This is a genomic window from Halomonas saccharevitans (assembly GCF_900116405.1).
GTDB lineage: Bacteria > Pseudomonadota > Gammaproteobacteria > Pseudomonadales > Halomonadaceae > Halomonas > Halomonas saccharevitans.
In genome coordinates this window covers 177,906-197,292 of record NZ_FPAQ01000001.1, presented here as the reverse complement: position 1 = coordinate 197,292, position 19,387 = coordinate 177,906, and the positions used below count along the sequence as shown (strand labels likewise).

The window sequence follows — 19,387 nt, the reverse complement described above, 5'->3', positions numbered from 1 at the left end:
TCACCTCAGCTGAAACTCGAGTCGTTGGCGGGCGCGACGCAGGCGACCGTCGGCCGCGAAGCGCCAGTCGGCCACGGCACGCGTGGCCGCCTCGTCGAAGACCCGCCGCGGCCGGGCCTCGACCACCCGGACCGAGCCGACCTTCACCCGGCCGTCGGGGCGAATCAGAAACTCCACCACCACGTGGCCTTCCAGGCTGCGGCGCTGAGCGCGGCGCGGATAGCTCGGCGGCACGCGCCGGGTGGGCGTCGCCTGCCCCACGTCCTGCACCGCCTGGCTGGCCTGGCCGGCGGCGCTCGGTGTCCCCTGCCCCGAAGCGGCGGGCGACTGCGTCGCCGCGGCGTCGGTAGCCGTCGCCGACGGGCTCGCCGGCTCGGTAGAGGGTGACGGTTCCGGCTGCGGTTCGGGCTCGGGTTGCGGTTCAGGCTCTGGCTGAGGCTCGGGCGTCGGCGCCGCCTCGGTCAGCTCGGGCAGCGCGGTGTCCAGCTCGGCGACCGCCTCGGGCTGCACCGGCGGAGGATCGACCGGCGTCGGCTCCGGCAGTGACAGGGTGCTGTCGGGCAGCGGCGCCGGCGGCGGCGGACTGGGAGGTGCCGGCTGCGGCGCGGGCGGTGCGCTGGGCGCGGGGGCCGTCGTCTCGGCCGGCTGCGCCGGCTGGTCGACCGCCGCGGCCATGCTCATCGTCATGGCCCTCTCGCGCACCTCGACGTCCGCCTCGGGCGGCGCCACCAGCAGCGCCAGCCCCCAGAACAGCAGCAGCGCCAGGGACACTCCGGCCAGCGACGCCAGGGGCCAGCGAATCACGCCCCCTCCCGGGCAGCGGCCACGGCGATCTGCTCGACGCCCGCCTCGCGCAGACGATCCATCACCTCGACCAACAGGCCGGTGGTGGAGGCGCGGTCGGCCTGGATCACCACCCCGCCCTGCTCGCTCACCAGCGGCGCCACGGCCTCGCCGACGCGGTGCGCGTCAACCGGCGCACCATCGACCCACACCGCGCCCTCCGCGGTCAGGGCCACCATCACCTGGGCCTCGGGGCGCGGCGTCGCGTCGCTGGACTGGGGGCGCTCGATCTCCACGCCGCTTTCCTTGACGAAGCTGGTGGTGACGATGAAAAAGATCAGCATGATGAAGACGACGTCCAGCATGGGGGTCAGGTTGACCTCGCTGGTCTCGCCGCTGTCGGCACTCAGGCGACGCCTACGCATCGGGCTCCTCCACGGCGCGGGCCATGCGGTCGTGCAGCCGCTGGTCCTCGCGCCGAATGATGTGTTCGAGACGGGTGGTGAACAGCAACCCAACCACCGCCACCGCCATGCCGGCCAGTGTCGGCAGCGTGGCCCGGGCGACGCCGTCGGCCATGGCACGGGCCTGGCTGGTCTCGCTGGCGGCCAAGCCCTCGAAGACGGTGATCATGCCGGTGACCGTGCCCAGCAGGCCGAGCAGCGGACAGAGCGTCACCAGTAGCCTGAGCCACGGCAGCGGGCGACGCAGCCGGGCGAGCAGCGCCTGGGTCCATACTTCGCGCAGCGTCCGCGCGCTCCAGCTTGTGTGGTCCTCGCGGCGCACCCAGCGCGCCACCAGGGCTTGGCGCTCGCGCCGCCAGACGAAGCGGAAGTAGCACCAGCGCTCCAGCGCCAGGGAGAAGAGCAGCATGGCCACCGCGCCGATGGCCACCAGCACCGGTCCACCAGCCTGGCCCAGCCAGGCGAGCGGCGCGGTGGCGCCCGCCAGGAGTTCAGGCCAAGGCAGCGGCATGACGTGACTCGCGATGCTGGGCAGAAGAAGCCGGCAGGGCCTCGAGATGCTCGGCCAGCGCCGCGCTGGCGTGCCCCTCGATCACCCCGGAGAGCCAGCGGCTGCGGCTGGCGAGCGTGGTATGGGCGAGCATCAGCGGCACCGCGGTGATCAGGCCCAGCACCGTGGTGACCAGCGCCTGGCTGATGCCGCCGGCCATCAGCTGCGGGTCGCCGGTGCCGAACACCGTGATCGACTGGAAGGTGCCGATCATGCCGGTCACGGTGCCGAGCAGCCCCAGCAGCGGTGCCACCGCCGCCAGCAGCTTGACCAGCGCCTGGCCCCGCTCGAGCCGCGGCAACTCGGCGAGCAGGGCCTCGTCGAGGCGCGCCTCCAGCGCCTCGGGTACGAGCCCCTGGCGCAGCGTCTGGACCTTGGCCAGCACCCGGCCCAGGGGGTTGTCGTCGCGCAGGTTCGCGCCGTCCCGGAGCTGACGCCGCAGGCGCGCGCTCACCCGCATCAGGTACCCGTACTGGCCCAAGGCGATCAAGAGGCCCAGCCCGCCCAGGGCGACCACCACGTAGCCCACGGCGCCGCCCTGGTGGAAGCGCGCCAGCAGGTCGGGGCGCTGGGCCAGCGCCTCGAGCAGTTCGCCGCCGGTGGGGTCGAGGGTGACCCGATCGCTTTCGCCCCGCGCGAAGGCCGCCAGGGTTTCGCTGGCGTCGTCGGGGGTCGCGGCCAGCGCCGCAGGGGGCAGGTCCGGCGAGTCGCGACGCAGCCAACGCCCGCCCTCGATCATGGCGAGATCCCCCAGCCGAAGCACCTCCCGGGGGGCGACGCGCCCGTCGACCGAGGCGACCGGCACCGTCAGCCGCTCGATACGCCCGGTCTCCCGGGTGAGGGCCATCAGGGCATCGGCCAGCGACTCGAGTCGCGGAAGGTCGGGCAGCGTGTCCGCCTCGCCGCGCGCGGGCAGCTCGGCCCCGTTGAGGGTGAGCCAGCTCTGGCCAAGGGCGTCGCGCAGCTCGCCGACGTGGCGTTCCAGCACCGGCTCGACGTCGGAGAGTTCGCCGCCCTGTGCCTGCTGTCGCTCCGCCAGCGCCTCGCGGCGAGCCTGCTGCTCGTCGCGCTGCGCCTCGAGGTCCTGGCGCCGTTCGGCGGCCGCCTCGCGGCGCTCGCGGGCCGCCTCGACGGCATCGCGCAGGGCGTCGCGATCGTCGACCAGCTCGGCCAGCCGCGCCCTGTCCCGCGCGAGCTCGGCCTGGCGCGCCTCGGCGAAGGAAGCCGGAGCGTCCTGCCGGAGCTGGGGAGCAGACGGGGCATCGGCCTGAGGGTCGGTCTGGGCCTGGAGCAGCGCCGCCGGCAGCAGCAGGGCGCCGCAGAGCAGCAGGCGGCTCACGTAGCGTGACAGCGTCATGAGGCTTCTCCCCCACTCTCGTGGCTCGTCTTCGGTTGGGAGATGGGCTGGGAGACCGGCAGCGTCAGCAGCTCGGGAGCCCGCTGCTCCCGGGCGATACGGATGCCGTTCTCGAGCGCCTGGCGCGACGCCTTCTCGAGCGGCTGCCAGGCCTGCTCGTCGGCCTTCCACACGCCGCCCTCGCGACCATTCGGCGTCAGGTAGTAGAAGCCGATCCGCCCCAACCTCAGGAAGTCCACCTCTCGTTCGCCGTCCAGCAGGCCGCGCCAGGCGTCCAGCTCGCGGCCGTAGGCGAGCTCCCCACGCCAGGCGGCCAGCACACGATCCAGCCGTTCGGCGGGCGACAGCGCCGGATCGGAGAGTGCGCGCTCCAGGCTCGCGATTCGGGCGCGGCGCTCGTCCTGAAGGAACGGCAGGTCGGCCTCGATCCAGTGATCGAGGCGCTCGACCATTCCTCGCAGCAGGGGCGGCAGCCCCTCGCGGGTCGTCGCGGAGCCTTCCAGGGCGCGCTCGCGGCGCGCCAGCGTCTCCTCCTGGCGCTCCACCACGCGCGCAAGCTCGGCGTTGTAGGCCTCGACCCGCTGCGCCTCGGCCCTCGCCTTTCGCAGCTCGCCGATCAGGCGGCGAGTCTCGTCATCGGCGTCGTCGATGCGCGTCTGCAGCTTGGCCTGGTGGCGCTGCGCCTCGACCGATCGGTCGACCAGCGATTCCTGCGCCTGACCCTGAGCCAGGCCGCCAGCGCACAGACCGACGACCGCGACCAGCGCGGCGGGGAAGCGAAACATCCTCACGATGACTCTCCGGTTAAAGGTCTCGAACGGGGCGAGACAGTGACACAAATGGGAATGCTTATCAATGCACAATACTGCCATGCCCGCGCTTGCCGACGGTTTTTGAAAGCGTAAGACGTAAAGGTGCGATCAGAGCGCCCTGCCCGTACTGGCCGCGTCAGACCGCCCACCAGCATCGCCCATCGGGGGCGTGGGCGCACTGACCGCGAGCAATAACGCGGCGTCCGACAGGCCGAGGAGGAACACGTGAAGAAACCACGACGAGGACACGACGCGTGCCCTCGATATTTTGATAACGATTCGTATTTGCTTTAGTGTTCGTCGGGACACCACGATGGAGAGCCCCATGGCTCACGCGCTCACGACGCTCTATATCGGCCCTCTGGAGGGCCTGACGCCGCCACGGGTCGCGCCGACACCCGGCCCCGACGCTCTGCCCGCCCGCACCCTGCTCGAGCCGGCCTACCTCGCCGAGCTGTTCGAGCGCTTCGGCCGCACCTACGGCCACGGCGACCGCCGGGCGGTGGCTTCGCTCTGGTCCAAGTGGCACTTCAGCGCGCTGGCCGCCCATGGCCTGGCGGCCAACCTGCTGCTCGAACGCGACCTGCCGCTGGGGCTTCATGAGCTGCACCTGGTGCAGTCCGACGAGGGGCAGACCGCCGGGCTGATGCTGCCCCATGCCGGCAAGCCCCTGGCCGAGCTAGATCCCGGCGCGCGCTTCGCCACGCTGCTCGACGCTCACCTGACGCCGCTGATCGAGGCGCTGGCCGGGGCCACCGGCGCCTCACCCAAGGTGTTCTGGAGCAACGCCGGCAACTACTTCGAGTACTTCGCCGGTGCCCTGGCCGATCACCCCATGGCCGAGCCCGACGTGGGCGAGCCCGCCCAGGCGCTGATGGAGCGCCGCTCCCTGCCCGACGGCCGCCGCAACCCGCTCTTTCGCCCGGTGCGCTACGTCACGCCCGCCGACCCGGGCAAGCCCGCCCGGGTGCGCCGGCTATGCTGCATCCGCTACCTGATCGACGAGCTGGGCTATTGCGCCAATTGCCCGCTGGAGTGCCGGCGCGGCAAAACGGCGGCCAGGGGCACGGAGATGGCCAGGGCAAGCGCATGAAGGCGACAAGAACCCCGGTGCGCGCGCACACGCCCCGGGACCTGCACGCCTATGGCCGGCACTACGGCCTCGACTATCGGGTGCCGGGCCTCGCGCCAAGCGCCGAGGTGCCGGTGATGACCGGGACGGTGCGGGAGTTCTCGCCGCGTCCGGGGATGCAGCTGGTCGCTTCCGACGTGGAGGTGATCCACCGCTACGAATCGCGTTCCCGCACCCCCTCGCCGCTGTCGATCGTGGTCATGCTGGAAGGCCATGCCGAGGTCAGCCTCGATCACCACAGCCTGACGCTGACCCCGGGCATGGCGCTGAGCCTTCGCCTCGAGCCCCATCGGGGCCTCGCCGCCTCCCAGCCGGCGGGCCAGCGCCTGCGGGCCCTGACCCTCGGCCTCGACGAGACCTACCTGACCCGGCTCGGGGTGCGCCCGTCAGGCTCCTCCGCCTGTCCGCTCCGGGCCTGGCGGCTTCCCGAGCCGCTTCGAGATGGGCTCGAGCAGGCCCTCGCCATGCCGCAAATGAGGGAGGCCCAGCGCCTGCTGATCGAGGGACTAAGCCTGCAGCTGCTGGCCCACGGCGGCGGCTTCGGCGATCCCATGCCGACCTGCGCACCGCGCCAGGCCACCCGGGAACGCGAGCGCCTGGCGCGGGTCCGGGACACCCTTCACCGAAACCCCGCCGCCGAGCATCGCCTGGCCGACCTGGCCGAGCTCGCCGCCATGAGTCCCGCTAGCCTGCGCCGCAAGTTCCAGGCCGCCTACGGGCGCTCGGTGTTCGACTACCGGCGCGAGTGCCGGCTGGCGCTGGCCCACGGCTATCTCGCACGGGGCTTCAGCGTCCAGCAGGCCGCCCACTTCTCCGGCTACCGCCACGCCAGCAACTTCGCCACCGCCTTTCGTCGCCGGTTCGGCTACCCGCCGAGTTCCCTGCCCCCGGCGACCTGATCGCCTCGAATAGCCCCGTGAGCATTCGGCATACCCCGCCTAGCGCACAAAAGTGAATACTTCTCATTCCCTAAAGTCACACGCTCTCAGCAAGGATTTCCCTATGCCGACTCCCCGTCCGCTGGCGCTGGCGGTGTCGCTCGCCGCCGTTAGCATCGCCCTGGCGGCCCACGCCAAAGACGCCGAGCAACTCTCTACCCTGACCGTCACCGCCCAGGCCGCCACCAAGACTGAGACGCCGTTCAACGAGACGCCGCAGTCGATCTCGGTGATCGAGAACGAGGAGTGGGAGGCGCGCGGCGCCGAGTCGGTGCAGCGGGCCCTGAATTACACGCCGGGGGTCTACGCCAACCAGGTCGGCGCCTCCAGCCGCTACGACTACATCGTGCTGCGCGGCTTCTCCGACGGTAGCCTGAGCAACACCTTCCTCGACGGCCTCAAGCTGATGGGAGACGCCAACTCCTACAGCTCGCTGGTCATCGATCCCTACTTTCTCGAGAGCATCGAGGTGGTCAAGGGCCCGGCCTCGGTACTCTACGGCCGCGCCTCCCCGGGCGGCCTGGTGGCGTTGACCAGCAAGAGCCCCGAGTTCGAGCGTTCGGGGCAGGTCCGCCTCGGCGTCGGCAACAACGCCCAGCGCAGCGCCGCCTTCGACCTCACCGGCCCGCTGGACGACGAGCGCCGGCTCGCCTATCGCTTGACCGGACTGGCCGAAAGCGCCGACACCCAGTTCGACCATGTGGAAGAGGAGCGCTATGCCATCGCGCCCCAGCTGACCTGGGACATAACCGACGCCACCAGCCTGACCCTGCACGCCTACCTGCAGAAGGATCCGGAGGGCGGCTACCACTCCGGCGTGCCCTATGAGGGCGCCGTGGAGAGCCGCAACGGCCGCCGGATCGACAACACCTTCTTCGACGGCGAGGAAGACTACGACAAGTTCGAACGCACCCAGCGCCTGTTCGGCTATGACCTGGAGCACCGCTTCAACGACGCCTGGACGGGCCGCCAGAAGTTGCTCTACCTCAACACCGACGTGACCATGAACCAGGTCTACGGCTACGGCTGGACCAGCGACACCGAGCTCAACCGCTACTACGCCGGCGGCGAGGAGTCTATGGAGGCCTGGACCCTCGACAACCAGCTCGAGGCGCGGCTGAGCAGCGGGCCCGTGGACCACACCCTGCTGGTCGGTGCCCACTACCAGCACCGCGAGACCGACGTGAAGTGGAGCTCGGGGAGCTTCCCGCCCCTCGACGCCTTCCACCCCGAGTATGGCGCCGACCCGAGCGGCGACATCGTGACCACCAACGACGAACGCCACGAGCTGAGCCAGACCGGTGTCTACCTGCAGGACCAGATGGCCCTCGATCATTGGCGCCTCACCCTCGGCGGGCGCTACGACCGCGTCTCGATCACCAATGAGCAGAAGCTGGCCGACCGCGAGGATACCCTCGACGAGACCTACTTCAGCGGCCGCGCCGGCCTGCTCTACCTGTTCGACAACGGCTTGGCGCCCTACGTCAGCTACAACACCGCCTTCACCCCGACCAGCTTCGTCGATATCGATGGCGACGTGCTCGAGCCGATGGAAGGCAAGCAGGTCGAGGCCGGCCTGAAATACCAGCCCAACGGCTCCCAGGACCAGTACAGCGTGTCGCTGTTCCATATCGAGCAGGACAACGTCGCCACCAAGGAGCAGCCCACCGACCCCTACCGCTCCATCGGCGAGATCGAGTCCCAAGGCGTCGAGCTGGAGGCGCACACCCAGCTGACCGACAGCCTGCGCTTCAAGGCCGGCTACAGCTACACCGACATCACCTACGCCAAGAGCGACGTCGACAGCGAGGAGGGCAGCCACGCTATCTACGCGCCCCGCCACATCGCCTCCGTGTGGGGCTCATACGCGGCGCAGAACGGCGTCCTCGAGGGCCTCGGCGCCGGCCTCGGCGTGCGCTACCACGCCGACATCCAGGCCGACCGGGCCAACACCGAGCAGGTGCCGGACTACACCCTGGTCGATGCTGCCCTCAGCTACGACCTCGGCCAGCTGGGGATGGACGGCGTCAGCGCCCGGCTCAATGTCAACAACCTGCTCGACAAGGACTACGTAGCCTCCTGCAACTCGCTGCAGTTCTGCTACTTCGGCGCCGAGCGCAGCGTAAAGGCCAGCGTCAGCTACGATTTCTGACCCTCGCGCCTCACTTCAGTCGACGTTGACCGGCAACCCTCGGGCTGCCGGTCTTTTTTCGTGCCCGGCAGTCATCGGCGATGCCCTGACATACGGAAAGCCCCGCCCCTCCTCGAGGACCTGGGCGGGTGCGAGGGAACCGACAACACCGATCCCTCCCTCGGAAACGACAAGGGCCCACCCCGTCGCCGGGGTGGGCCCTGGATGGCTTGGTCGAACGAGGCGATGCCTCAGTAGGTCCAGGTCAAGTTGGCCATGACGTGGCGCGGCGCGCCATAGAAGCCCTGATCCCACTTCAGGCTGGTCAGGTACTTTTCGTCGGTGACGTTGTTGACGTTCAGCGAGCCGGTCAGGCTGTCGCTGAAGTCGTAGCTCGCCATCAGGTCGACCAGCGCATAGGCGTCCTGGCGGGTCTTGCCGTCGGCGTTGTCGCGCTCGCGCTCGATATCGTCCTGCCAGCGCAGCCGGGCGCCGACCTTGAGCGCGGCCAGGGACGCCGGCCGATAGCTGGTGGTCGCACGCACCAGATGACGCGGGATATAGGTATTGGTGGCCTCGCCGTCGGCGTCCTCGATATCCAGGTAAGTGTAGCCTGCGCTCGCCTGCCAGCCCGGTGCCAGCTCACCGGCCAGGGTCACCTCGACACCCTCGCTGGTGATGCCGTCTGCCCCAGCGTAAACATCCCGGCCACCGATATTATCGATCACCTGAGCCACATTATTTTGCTCAGTACGGAACACGGCCAGGGCCGCATCGGCGCCCCCGTCAAAGACGTCCGCCTTGAGCCCCATCTCGTAGCTGGCCCCCTCGATGGGATCAAGATACTGGCCGCTGCGGTCCATCTCGGTCTGGGGATTGAAGATCTCGGTATAGCTGGCGTAGAGCGAGGCGCGGTCGGTGACGTCGTAGATCAGGCCGGCATAGGGCGTCAGCTCATAGTCGAGGGTGGTGTCCTGGGAGCTGCCGTACTGCTCGCCCACGGTGTCCAGCCAGCTCACCCGGGCGCCGGTGACCAGCGTCCAGCGGTCGGCCAGGTCCAGATTGCCGGCCCCGTAGACGCTGCGCTCCTTGATGGTGGCATCCCCTGTCCAATCCGGATCGCTATACCAACTCCCGGACTGGGGATAACCACCGTCCCAACCATCTAAATCCGGAATTTCATCTGGAGCATCACCATACAAGGACACCTGCTGGTTACGGCTCTGACTCCAGTCAGTCCCCAGAACCAGCTGATGATTTCGTCCAAAGAGATTCACATCTCCCTTAGCGTGAATATCGGCCACCCACTGTTCAAGATGACGGTCATACTGACTCACCAACATTGAATTTACAGGGTCACCATCAGCATTGAGATAGGTGGCCGGAATGTTACCTGTGCTCGCGTCAGGCACGTTACCGATATAGAGCATTTCGCCATCGGATATCATATCCAGATGCGTCACCGTACCCTTCAGCGACCAGTCGTTGGAGAGCCGCTGGGTCAGTTCGACGAAGCTGCGCTGGGTCTCGGTATTCCAGTATGACCAGTCGGGCGCCGATGACGTCGAACGATCATAGTCGGTGGAGTTGCCAGCCGAGTCGTAGAGCGGCAGCGCCCCCCACATGTTGCCGTCGGTGTCGTTCTGCTGCCAGGTATGCCCCAGCGCCAGCTGGGTGCTGTCGGTCAGGTCGGCTTCCAGCACGCCGAAGAGCACACCCCGCTCCCGATGAAGCCGATCCAGGTAGGAGTCGCTGTCCTGCCCCGCGGCCACCAGGCGGCCGCGCACCCGACCTTCATCGTCCAGGGGGCCGGAGACATCCAGTGCCAGACGGCGGTGGTCATCGCTGCCAAGACTGCCGGTGACGGAGGCGTGAGGGGTCGCGGTGGGGCGCTTGCGGACGAAGTTGACGGTGGCCGCCGGGTTGCCCGAGCCGGACATCAGCCCGGTAGCGCCGCGCACCACCTCAACCCGGTCGTAGACGGCGGTATCGATGTCGCCGTGGACGTTGTTGTAGGGCATGGGCAGGCGCAGGCCGTCGACCTGCAGGTTCGAGATCTCGAAGCCCCGCGAGCTGTAGTAGGTACGGTCCGTCTCGACACGCTCCACCGTCACGCCCGGCGTGGACTCCAGCACGTCGTTGATGGTGTCGAGGTTGAAGTCGTCGATCTGGGCCTGGGTCACCGTGGAGACGGACTGCGGGGTCTCGCGGGGTGTCAGGTCGAGCCTGGTTGCGGTGCTGGTCTGGGCGACCCGATAGTCGTCGGCCCCCTCGGTGACCAGCGACAGCGCCTCGGCCTCGACGGTGACCGTCTCGAGCTCTTCGGCGGACGCAGCCTCCTGGGCCAGCAGGGTGGGCGAGCCCAGCACGAGGCTGCCGAGGGCGGCGAGGCCAAGGGCGCGGCGCACGGCTTGGGCGAGGGGGTCGACCCCGACGCGGCGGGAAGCGGATGGGAACATGGGGAAAGCAAGCCTCTGGGTCAGATGCACGGGAAAGCGCATGATAATGACTCGCATTAATAACAACAACCCAATTGAAACTTATTCGCGTTTGAAGAGCCGCGTCGACGATACGACTCGGCGGTGGCCGTGGGGCCACCGCCTGGGAGAGCATGTGAGGCTCGCGTCAGCCCGAGACCGCCGTCGCCGCCTCGACCTCACCGGTCTGCACCCGCCACTGAGCGGCATAGCGCCCGTCCCGGGCGAGCAGCTCGGCGTGGCTGCCCCGCTCGACGACGCGGCCGGCCTCGATGACGGCGATCTGGTCGGCGTGGACGATGGTCGAGAGCCGGTGGGCGATCATGATCACGGTGCGGCCGTGGCCGATGCGCGAAAGCGAGCGCTGGATGGCCGCCTCGGTCTCGTTATCCACCGCGCTGGTCGCCTCGTCGAGCACCAGGATCGGCGGATCCTTGAGCAGCGCCCGGGCCAGCGACAGGCGCTGGCGCTGGCCGCCGGAGAGCCGAACGCCGCGCTCGCCCACCGCGGTGTCGAGCCCCTGGGGCAGCGCCTGGATGAAGTCCCAGGCCTCGGCGGTACGCGCCGCATCGACGATCTCGGCCTCGGGGGCGTCCGGTTTGCCGTAGGCGATGTTGTCGCGCACCGAGCCTTCAAACAGGTAGACGTCCTGGCTGACCAGGCCAATGGCTCCACGCAGCGAGGCCAGAGAGACCTCGCGGATCGGCTGGTCGTCGATCAGCACCCGTCCTGCTGCCGGGTCATGGAAGCGCAGCAGCAGCTTGATCAGCGTCGACTTGCCGGAGCCGGTAGCCCCGACCAATGCCAGGGTGTGCCCCGCCGGCACCGTCAGATCGATGCCCTGGACGCCGGCGCCCCCCTCGTCGTACCGGAAACTCACGCCCTCGAAGCGCACCGCACCGCGCACCGGCTTGGCCAGCGCCTCGGTCGCCTCATCGCGCACCCGGATGGGCGTGGCCAGCAGGTCGAGGATGCGCCGGGTGCTGGCCATGGCCCGCTCGAAGAGGTCGATCACCTGAGCCAGGCCGGTGAGCGGCCACAGCAGTCGCTGGGTTAGGAACACCAGCACGCCGTAGGCGCCCACGTTGAGCTCGCCCTTGAGCGCCATCATGCCGCCCACGGTGAAGGTCGCCAGGAAGCCGGCGAGGATCGCCATGCGAATCACCGGGATGAAGGCGGAGCTCAAGCGAATCGCCCGGCGATTGGCCTCCACGTAAGCCTCGCTGGCGGCCTTGAGACGCTCGGCCTCGCGGGCCTCGGCGGTGAAGCTCTTGATGGTGGCGATGCCGGCCAGGTTGTTGGCCAGCCGGCTCGAGAGCTCGCCGACCCGCTCGCGCACCTCGGCATACAGCGGCCCGGCCCGGCGCTGGAAATAGAAGGCGCCCCAGATGATCAGCGGGATCGGCGTGAAGGCCAGCAACGCGATCAACGGGGAGAGCACGAAGAACACCGCGCCCACGGCCACCACGGTGACGCCGACCTGGATCATGGCGTTGGCACCGCCGTCGAGGAAGCGCTCGAGCTGGTTGACGTCGTCGTTCATGGTCGCGACCAGCTGCCCCGAGCTCCTTGACTCGAAGAAGCCCATGTCCAGGCGCTGAGCATGCTCGTAGGCGTCCTGGCGCAGGTCGGACTGCAGACGCTGGGCCAAGTTGCGCCACAGGACCTGGAAGAGATACTCGAACAGCGACTCGCCGGCCCAGATGAAGAAGGTCAGCACCCCGAGCACCAGGATCTGCTGCTCGGCCGTGGTGAAGCCCAGCCCGGCGACAAAGCTCTCCTCCTGATTGACCACCACGTCGATGGCCACGCCGATCAGGATCTCCGGGGCGATATCGAAGAGCTTGTTGAGGATCGAGCAGAGCGTGGCGGCGATGATACGACGCCGGTAACCCCGGGCATAGCGCAAGAGGCGCCCCAGGGCCTGGAAGCTGGAAGCGGTGGAAGACATGGTGAGGGTCCTTGCAAACGGGGGACAAAGCCTAAGGCATGTCGGCGCCCGAACCAACCGATCATATTGATAAGTATTATCGTTTGCCTTACGCTTTGCGGCAATTCCGCTGCCCCCGCCGGGGCGGCCTTCCGCGAGCGGAGCCCTCCATGATTGAAACGCGCGCCGCCTCCTACGAGGTCAACGGCCAGTGCCTGCTGCATCCCCTCGATCTCGCCTTCGCGGAAGGCCGGGTCCATGGCCTGATCGGCCATAACGGCTCGGGCAAGTCGACCCTGCTCAAGCTGCTGGCCCGCCAGCAGCCCGCCACTCGGGGCGAGCTCAGGCTGGACGGCAAGCCGCTGACGAGCTGGGGCCATCGCGCCTTCGCTCGTCGGGTCGCCTACCTGCCCCAGCACCTGCCCGCTGCCGACAACCTCACGGGCCGCGAGCTCGTGGGCTTCGGCCGCTACCCCTGGCGCGGCCTGCTGGGCCGACATGGCCGCGATGACGAGGCGGCCATCGAGCGAGCCATGGCACTGACCCATACCGAGCCCTTCGCCGACCGCCAGGTGGACACCCTCTCCGGCGGGGAGCGCCAGCGCGTCTGGCTGGCCATGCTGCTCGCCCAGGGCAGCCGCTTCCTGCTGCTCGACGAGCCCCTAGCCGCGCTGGATATCGCCCACCAGGTGGAGGTGCTGGCGCTAACCCGAAGACTCTGCCGAGAGCTCGGCCTCGGGGTGATCATCGTGCTTCACGACATCAACATGGCATCGCGATACTGCGACCGTCTGGTGGCCCTGCACGGCGGCCGCCTGCTGGCCGAGGGCACGCCCGAGGCGCTGATGAACGGCGAGACCCTGAAGGCCATCTACGGCATTCCCATGCACGTCATGGCCCACCCCTGTGGCGAGCACCGCGTCGCCATCGCCCACTAGCCCGCTATCCATTGACCTTGGAATCGCCCCTGGAGTCACCCGTGCCCCGCCCTCGACGCGCCCTGACATGGCTGGCCGGCCTGACCGCCGCGCTGGTCGCCGCCGCGACCCCGGCCGATGCGCCGCGCCTCGCCACCCTCGACTGGACCCTGGCCGAGACGCTCGTCGCCCTCGGCGAGCCCCCCGCCGCCGTGGCCCAGGTCGAGGCCTATCATGCCTGGGTGGGCGAACCCGCCCTGCCCGCCTCGACGATCGATCTGGGCCTGCGCAGCCAGCCCAACCTCGAGCGGCTGGCAAGCCTGGCGCCGGAGCGCATCCTCATCTCGCCGATGTTCGCCAACCTGACGCCGCGTCTCGAGCACATCGCCCCGGTGGAAACCCTGCCGCTCTATCGCCCCGAGCGCGACACCTGGCGCGAGATGCGCGAACTGACCCGCTCGATCGGCGAGATGGTCGAGCGCCCCGAGGCGGCGTCGGGGCTGATCGAGCAGACCGAGGCCCGGCTCGATGCCCTGCGCCAGCGACTCGATGACGCCACAGCGCCGCTTCTGATCATGCAGTTCATGAATAGCCGCCATGTGCGGGTCTTCGGTGATAACGGCCTCTACCAGGCGGTGCTCGATCGGCTGGGCATCGACAACGCCTGGACCGGCCCCACCAATGCCTGGGGCTTCTCGCTGGTGGGCCTCGAGGCGCTGGCCGGCCTCGATGCCCGCCTGGTGGTGGTGGAACCCTACCCCGCCGGGGTCCGCGAGCGCCTGGACGACGGCGGCCTGTGGGGTCACCTGGTCGAGGCGAGCCGCGGCACTCCTATCGTGCTGCCGCCGATCTGGAGCTTCGGCGCACTGCCCTCGGCCGAGCGTTTCGCCGAGCAACTGGTGAATGCCCTGGAGCCCGACGATGCCGCCTGACGCCCTCGCCACTCGCCGCCCATGGCGTCCCCGACTGACCCCAGGCGCGCTCGGCCTGCCGCTCGCCCTCGGCGTGCTGGCCCTCGCCCTTGGCCACCTGCTCGCCGGTCCCGGTCTGGGGCCGGGCCTAATCGCGCTGTTCGCCCCCGAGGCGACGCTCGATGCCGCCTCGACGCTGGTGCTGCACTACGCCTGGTGGCCGCGACTCGCCATGGCGCTGCTCGCCGGCGGCGGCCTGGCGCTCGCCGGCGTGTTGATGCAGCAGGTGCTGCGCAACCCCCTGGCCGCCCCCACCACCCTGGGCGTGGCGAGTGGCGCCAACTTGGCGCTGATGGCCGCCTCGCTGATGGCCCCGGGCCTGCTGGGGCTGGGGCGGGAGTGGGTGGCACTGGCCGGCGGCGGCATGGCCATGGGCCTGGTCTTCGCCCTGGCCTGGCGGCGCGGCCTGGCGCCGGTGGTGGTGGTGCTCGGCGGCCTGGTGGTCAACCTCTACTTCGGAGCGCTCTCCATGGTGCTGCTGCTCTTCCATCAGGAGGAGCTAAAGGGACTGCTGATCTGGGGAGCCGGCTCGCTCGCCCAGAACGGCTGGCAGGACGTCGCCTTCCTGGCGCCGCGCCTGGCGATCGGCGGCCTGCTCGCCTGGCTGCTGCTGCGCCCCCTGGCGGTGCTCGCCCTCGACGAGGCCGGCGCGCGCAGTCTCGGCGTCTCGCTCAAGCATCTGCGCCTCGCCGGCCTCGGGCTCGCGGTCTTTCTCACCGGCTGCGTGGTCAGCGTGGTGGGCATCGTCGGCTTCATCGGCCTGGCCGCGCCCAATATCGTGCGCCTGGCCGGCGCGCGGCGCCTGGGCGCTCGGCTCGCCTGGTCGACGCTGCTCGGCGCCCTGCTGCTGGCCGCTACGGACCTCGTCCTGCAGCGGGTCTCGGGGCACCTGCCGACCCTGATTCCCACCGGCGCCACCACCGCGGCCCTGGGCGCCCCGCTACTGCTGTGGCTGATTCCGCGACTGCGCCTGGCCGGCGAGACGCCCCCGCGTGAGGCCCGCGCGCTCGGTGGGCGTCATCCGGCGCCCGGGCGGCTGGCCGGCGGGCTCGCCATCGCCTTGCTGGGCGTGGGGGCGGTCGCAATGCTCGCCGGTCAGGGCGCCGACGGCTGGCAGTGGGCCTCGCCCAGCGACTGGACGCTGCTGCAGTGGCGTGTGCCCCGGGCGCTGGCCGCCGCCGGCTGCGGGGTAATGCTCGCCATCGCCGGCACCCTGATCCAGCGCCTGACCGCCAACCCCATGGCCAGCCCCGAGGTGCTGGGCATCAGCGGCGGCAGCGCCATCGCCCTGATGGGCGCCATCTTCCTGCTGCCCGCTCCCGACAACCTGACGCTGGTGGCCGCCGGCACCCTGGGGGCGTTGGCCAGCCTGGCGGTGCTGGTGGGTCTCAACCGCGCCAGCGGCTTCCAGCCGGAACGGCTGCTGCTGACCGGCGTGGCGATCACCGCGCTGTTCGAGGCGATCAAGGGCGTGGTGCTGGCCGGCGGTGACCCCCGAGGCCAGCAGGTCATCGCCTGGCTATCCGGCTCTACTTACTACGTCGACCCGACCAGCGCGCTGTCGGTGGCCGCGGCGGCCCTGCTGCTGGCCCTGGTAGCCGCGCCGCTCGGGCGCTGGCTGGATATCCTGCCGCTGGGCGGCGCCACCGCCACGGCCCTGGGGCTGCCCCTGGCCCGCGCGCGGCTGGCGCTGCTGCTGATGGTGGCGCTGCTCACCGCCGGCGCCACCCTGGTGGTGGGGCCGCTCTCCTTCGTCGGCCTGCTGGCCCCCCACATGGCGCGCCTGATGGGCTTCGCCCGGGCCCGGGCGCACCTGGCCGGAGCGGCGCTCACCGGCGCCCTGCTGATGGTGCTGGCCGACGGGCTGGGCCGCCAGCTGCTGTTCCCCGAGGAGATCCCCGCCGGCCTGATGGCCTCGCTGCTAGGCGGCGCCTATTTCATGTGGGGATTGCAGGCCTCACCCTCACGGCGCTGAGGCCACCCACACCGCAACGAAAAGAGCCACGCCTCCTTGAGGCGCGGCTCTGGCTCGGTTCCAGACCAGGCTGATGACTTGCTCAGCCCTTGTCGGCCGACGAACTCAGCCGGTGGCGTTCTGATAGCGACGCTCGACGTCTGACCAGTCGATGACGTTGAAGAAGGCCGCCACGTAATCGGGACGCTTGTTCTGATACTTCAGGTAATAGGCATGCTCCCAGACATCCAGGCCCAGCACGGGCGTCCTGCCCTCCATGATCGGGCTGTCCTGGTTAAGCGTGTTCTCCACCTTCAGCTTGCCCTCCGGGGTGACGCTCAGCCAGGCCCAGCCGCTGCCAAACCGACCCAGCGCCGCCTTGGTGAAGGCCTCCTTGAAGGCGTCGAAACCGCCCAGCTCGCCGTCGATGGCCGCGGCCACCTTGCCCTGTGGCTGGCCTCCGCCGTCGGGCGACATCATCTGCCAGAACATGGAGTGGTTGGCGTGACCGCCGCCGTTGTTGATCACGGCCTGGCGTTTGCCGTCCGGTACATGATCAAGGTTCGCGATCAACTCCTCGACATGAACATCCTCAAGGCCGGTACCCTCGAGGGCGGCGTTGAGGTTGTTGACATAGGTCTGATGGTGACGGGAGTGGTGAATCTCCATGGTCAACGCATCGACGTGTGGTTCCAGAGCGTCGTAGGCATAGGGAAGATCGGGAAGGGTATGCGGCATGGTTCCTCCTCCTTGCTGGTATTCATGGGGCCCTCGGCCCCGCTACATTCTCAAGGATGGCAGAGAAGCACGGCTGTTGCTAATAGTTCTCGTTATCTCTTGTATAGTCATCGTTAATCAAAGCCTAACGCCAGATACGACAAGGCCGGCCCACTGGGGGCCGGCCTTGCATGGGACGAGCGACAGCGTTTTACAGCTTCTGCTCGAGCTCCGGCAGGACGTCGAACAGGTCGCCGACCAATCCATAGTCGGCCACCTGGAAGATCGGCGCCTCCTCGTCCTTGTTGATGGCGACGATCACCTTGGAGTCCTTCATGCCCGCCAGGTGCTGGATGGCCCCGCTGATGCCCACCGCGATGTAGAGCTCCGGGGCGACGATCTTGCCGGTCTGACCGACCTGCATGTCGTTGGGCACGAAGCCGGCGTCCACGGCGGCGCGCGAGGCGCCGATGGCCGCGCCGAGCTTGTCGGCGATGCCGTCGAGCAGCGTGAAATTCTCGCCGTTGCCCATGCCGCGCCCGCCGGAGACGACCACCTTGGCCGCACCCAGCTCCGGGCGGTCGCTCTGCGCCAGCTCCTCACCGACGAAGGTGGACTGGGCGTTGTCGGCCGCACTGGTGAAGGACGGGTCCACCGCTTCAATGGCGGCGCTGCCGCTGTCGGCGACCGCGTCGAAGGCGGTGGCGCGCACAGTGATCACCTTCAGGGCGTCGTCGCTCTGCACGGTGGCGATGGCGTTGCCGGCATAGATCGGCCGCTTGAAGGTGTCGGCACTCTCCACCGCGATGATCTCGGAGAGCTGGGCGACATCCTTCAGCGCGGCAACGCGCGGCAGCACGTTCTTGCCGGTGGTGGAACCCACCGCCAGCAGGTGGCTGTAGTCGTCGGCCAGTTTCGCCAGCAGCGCGCCCAGGGGCTCGGCGAGCTGGTGGGCGTAGACGGCATGGTCGGCCACGCGCACGCGGCTCACGCCGTCGAGTTGGGCGGCCGCCTCGGCGATGGCGCCGACGTTCTCGCCGGCCACCAGGACGTCGATGTCGCCGCCGCCCGCTTCGGCGATCTGCTTCGCCGCCGCCACGGCATGGGCAGTGGCACCGACCAGGGCGCCGTCATGATGTTCGGCAAGGACCAGAATGCTCATGAGATCAGCTCCTTTCAAAGCACTTTGGCTTCGTTCTTGAGTTTGTCGACCAGCTCGTCCACGGAGCCCACCTTGACGCCACCCTGGCGCTCGGCCGGCGACTCGACCTTGACCAGCTTGACCTTGGAAGCCACCTCGATGCCGAGATCCGCCGGCGTCTTGACGTCCATCGGCTTCTTCTTGGCCTTCATGATGTCGGGCAGCTTGGCGTAGCGCGGCTCGTTCAAGCGCAGGTCGGTGGTGACGATGGCCGGCAGGGTCAGCGACACGGTCTGCAGGCCGCCGTCGACCTCGCGGGTCACCTGCGCCTTGTCGCCCTCGATGAGCACCTCGGAGGCGAAGGTGCCCTGGGGCAGGCCGCACAGCGCCGCCAGCATCTGGCCGGTCTGGTTGTTGTCGGTGTCGATGGCCTGCTTGCCGAGGATGACCAGGCCCGGCTGCTCCTCCTCGACCACCTTGGCCAGCGCCTTGGCCGCGCCCAGCGATTCGACGCGCTCATCGGTCTCGACGTGCACGGCGCGATCGGCGCCCAGCGCCAGCGCGGTGCGCAGCTGTTCCTGGGCGGCCTTGGGGCCGACGGTGGCCACCACGACCTCGGTGGCCACGCCCTTCTCCTTCAGGCGCACGGCTTCTTCCACGGCGATCTCGCAGAAGGGGTTCATGGCCATCTTGACGTTGGTGAGGTCGACGTCGGAGTTGTCCGGCTTGACCCGGATCTTGACGTTGTAGTCGATGACGCGTTTGACCGCGACGAGTACCTTCATAGTGTCCTCGCTTGGTTCACTCTGGAAACCTGATGATGGAAGAAGCGGCCTCGACCTCCCGAACGTGCGGGCGGGAAACACGCCTCCTTGGAACCGGCTGGCATACCCTTATGCGTTTCATGCAAGCGTTTGATAGGCGCTACGGCGAAAAACGTTCCCAATGTGCCATGGCCGGCTCGGATCAACAATCCCCGACCCTGCCAAGCCACGCCGGTCACCCTTGCGCCCTGCACCATCGCAGGGGGTGACCCTTTGCCGCTATTATGCCTATCATGAGGCATGGCTAGAAGCAAACGACCGTTTTAAATCCTGTCGACGTTGGTCGCAT

Annotated in this window: 16 protein-coding genes; 6 read left to right on the top strand and 10 right to left on the bottom strand. The window is 69.0% G+C overall.

Features of this window, described 5'->3' with window-relative positions:
• From BM388_RS00915 to BM388_RS00895, 5 genes are read right to left on the bottom strand one after another with little or no spacing between them, the layout of a single operon-like run.
• Window positions 1-804, bottom strand: coding sequence for an energy transducer TonB (locus tag BM388_RS00915; protein WP_089846233.1), 804 nt, complete (start codon window positions 802-804; stop codon window positions 1-3).
• A complete protein-coding gene (locus BM388_RS00910; RefSeq protein WP_089846231.1) occupies window positions 801-1,208 on the bottom strand; it encodes an ExbD/TolR family protein in 408 nt (135 codons plus the stop codon). The genes BM388_RS00915 and BM388_RS00910 overlap by 4 nt, the downstream gene beginning before the upstream one ends.
• Window positions 1,201-1,758 carry a MotA/TolQ/ExbB proton channel family protein gene (locus tag BM388_RS00905; RefSeq protein ID WP_089846229.1) on the bottom strand — a complete coding sequence of 186 codons (558 nt, stop codon included), beginning with the start codon at window positions 1,756-1,758 and terminating at the stop codon, window positions 1,201-1,203. The genes BM388_RS00910 and BM388_RS00905 overlap by 8 nt, the downstream gene beginning before the upstream one ends.
• Window positions 1,739-3,154 (bottom strand): MotA/TolQ/ExbB proton channel family protein, encoded by a 1,416-nt coding sequence (locus tag BM388_RS00900; protein WP_089846227.1) that lies wholly within the window; start codon window positions 3,152-3,154, stop codon window positions 1,739-1,741. The genes BM388_RS00905 and BM388_RS00900 overlap by 20 nt, the downstream gene beginning before the upstream one ends.
• Window positions 3,151-3,939: a DUF3450 domain-containing protein gene (locus BM388_RS00895; RefSeq protein WP_089846225.1), complete on the bottom strand. Its 789-nt coding sequence runs from the start codon at window positions 3,937-3,939 to the stop codon at window positions 3,151-3,153. Before BM388_RS00895 ends, BM388_RS00900 begins: the two co-directional genes overlap by 4 nt.
• A gap of 352 nt (window positions 3,940-4,291) precedes the next feature.
• Between BM388_RS00895 and fhuF the strand changes: the two genes are divergently transcribed.
• The 3 genes from fhuF to BM388_RS00880 all read left to right on the top strand — a co-directional run bounded on the left by fhuF (window position 4,292) and on the right by BM388_RS00880 (window position 8,188).
• Window positions 4,292-5,059: a siderophore-iron reductase FhuF gene (gene fhuF, locus BM388_RS00890; protein WP_089846223.1), complete on the top strand. Its 768-nt coding sequence runs from the start codon at window positions 4,292-4,294 to the stop codon at window positions 5,057-5,059.
• On the top strand, window positions 5,056-5,997 hold the full coding sequence (locus BM388_RS00885; protein WP_089846222.1) for a helix-turn-helix transcriptional regulator: 942 nt from the start codon (window positions 5,056-5,058) through the stop codon (window positions 5,995-5,997). Before fhuF ends, BM388_RS00885 begins: the two co-directional genes overlap by 4 nt.
• Before the next feature lie 103 nt (window positions 5,998-6,100).
• Window positions 6,101-8,188 (top strand): TonB-dependent siderophore receptor, encoded by a 2,088-nt coding sequence (locus tag BM388_RS00880; protein ID WP_089846220.1) that lies wholly within the window; start codon window positions 6,101-6,103, stop codon window positions 8,186-8,188.
• A 230-nt stretch (window positions 8,189-8,418) separates the two neighbouring features.
• Here the strand turns inward: BM388_RS00880 and BM388_RS00875 are convergent, their stop codons facing one another.
• Both BM388_RS00875 and BM388_RS00870 read right to left on the bottom strand, forming a co-directional pair.
• On the bottom strand, window positions 8,419-10,626 hold the full coding sequence (locus BM388_RS00875) for a TonB-dependent siderophore receptor (protein ID WP_089846218.1): 2,208 nt from the start codon (window positions 10,624-10,626) through the stop codon (window positions 8,419-8,421).
• A gap of 166 nt (window positions 10,627-10,792) precedes the next feature.
• A complete protein-coding gene (locus tag BM388_RS00870) occupies window positions 10,793-12,595 on the bottom strand; it encodes an ABC transporter ATP-binding protein (protein WP_089846216.1) in 1,803 nt (600 codons plus the stop codon).
• Between the two features lie 149 nt (window positions 12,596-12,744).
• Here BM388_RS00870 and BM388_RS00865 point away from each other — a divergent pair, with 149 nt between their 5' ends.
• Genes BM388_RS00865 through fhuB form a run of 3 tightly spaced genes read left to right on the top strand, consistent with a single transcriptional unit; the run spans window position 12,745 to window position 16,437 of the window.
• Window positions 12,745-13,512 (top strand): ATP-binding cassette domain-containing protein, encoded by a 768-nt coding sequence (locus BM388_RS00865; RefSeq protein ID WP_089846213.1) that lies wholly within the window; start codon window positions 12,745-12,747, stop codon window positions 13,510-13,512.
• A gap of 41 nt (window positions 13,513-13,553) precedes the next feature.
• A complete protein-coding gene (locus BM388_RS00860; protein ID WP_175535008.1) occupies window positions 13,554-14,423 on the top strand; it encodes an iron-siderophore ABC transporter substrate-binding protein in 870 nt (289 codons plus the stop codon).
• Window positions 14,413-16,437: a Fe(3+)-hydroxamate ABC transporter permease FhuB gene (gene fhuB / locus BM388_RS00855; RefSeq protein WP_245781419.1), complete on the top strand. Its 2,025-nt coding sequence runs from the start codon at window positions 14,413-14,415 to the stop codon at window positions 16,435-16,437. Before BM388_RS00860 ends, fhuB begins: the two co-directional genes overlap by 11 nt.
• Before the next feature lie 105 nt (window positions 16,438-16,542).
• Here the strand turns inward: fhuB and BM388_RS00850 are convergent, their stop codons facing one another.
• The 3 genes from BM388_RS00850 to BM388_RS00840 form a co-directional block, all read right to left on the bottom strand.
• The gene (locus BM388_RS00850) at window positions 16,543-17,154 is read right to left on the bottom strand and encodes a superoxide dismutase (RefSeq protein ID WP_089846209.1); all 612 of its coding nucleotides are present in this window, start codon (window positions 17,152-17,154) and stop codon (window positions 16,543-16,545) included.
• Window positions 17,155-17,344: 190 nt separating this feature from the next.
• Complete coding sequence (locus BM388_RS00845) at window positions 17,345-18,295, bottom strand: electron transfer flavoprotein subunit alpha/FixB family protein (RefSeq protein ID WP_089846208.1); 951 nt, start codon at window positions 18,293-18,295, stop codon at window positions 17,345-17,347.
• A 14-nt stretch (window positions 18,296-18,309) separates the two neighbouring features.
• A complete protein-coding gene (locus BM388_RS00840) occupies window positions 18,310-19,059 on the bottom strand; it encodes an electron transfer flavoprotein subunit beta/FixA family protein (protein ID WP_089846206.1) in 750 nt (249 codons plus the stop codon).
• Window positions 19,060-19,387: the final 328 nt, after the last annotated feature.

Bases quoted from the DNA above. Each gene is read 5' to 3' on its own strand.
- BM388_RS00910 (WP_089846231.1), bottom strand. From the start codon at position 1,208: ATGCGTAGGCGTCGCCTGAGTGCCGACAGCGGCGAGACCAGCGAGGTC.
- BM388_RS00905 (WP_089846229.1), bottom strand. From the start codon at position 1,758: ATGCCGCTGCCTTGGCCTGAACTCCTGGCGGGCGCCACCGCGCCGCTC.
- BM388_RS00900 (WP_089846227.1), bottom strand. From the start codon at position 3,154: ATGACGCTGTCACGCTACGTGAGCCGCCTGCTGCTCTGCGGCGCCCTG.
- BM388_RS00895 (WP_089846225.1), bottom strand. From the start codon at position 3,939: ATGTTTCGCTTCCCCGCCGCGCTGGTCGCGGTCGTCGGTCTGTGCGCT.
- fhuF (WP_089846223.1), top strand. From the start codon at position 4,292: ATGGCTCACGCGCTCACGACGCTCTATATCGGCCCTCTGGAGGGCCTG.
- BM388_RS00885 (WP_089846222.1), top strand. From the start codon at position 5,056: ATGAAGGCGACAAGAACCCCGGTGCGCGCGCACACGCCCCGGGACCTG.
- BM388_RS00880 (WP_089846220.1), top strand. From the start codon at position 6,101: ATGCCGACTCCCCGTCCGCTGGCGCTGGCGGTGTCGCTCGCCGCCGTT.
- BM388_RS00875 (WP_089846218.1), bottom strand. From the start codon at position 10,626: ATGTTCCCATCCGCTTCCCGCCGCGTCGGGGTCGACCCCCTCGCCCAA.
- BM388_RS00870 (WP_089846216.1), bottom strand. From the start codon at position 12,595: ATGTCTTCCACCGCTTCCAGCTTCCAGGCCCTGGGGCGCCTCTTGCGC.
- BM388_RS00865 (WP_089846213.1), top strand. From the start codon at position 12,745: ATGATTGAAACGCGCGCCGCCTCCTACGAGGTCAACGGCCAGTGCCTG.
- fhuB (WP_245781419.1), top strand. From the start codon at position 14,413: ATGCCGCCTGACGCCCTCGCCACTCGCCGCCCATGGCGTCCCCGACTG.
- BM388_RS00850 (WP_089846209.1), bottom strand. From the start codon at position 17,154: ATGCCGCATACCCTTCCCGATCTTCCCTATGCCTACGACGCTCTGGAA.
- BM388_RS00845 (WP_089846208.1), bottom strand. From the start codon at position 18,295: ATGAGCATTCTGGTCCTTGCCGAACATCATGACGGCGCCCTGGTCGGT.
- BM388_RS00840 (WP_089846206.1), bottom strand. From the start codon at position 19,059: ATGAAGGTACTCGTCGCGGTCAAACGCGTCATCGACTACAACGTCAAG.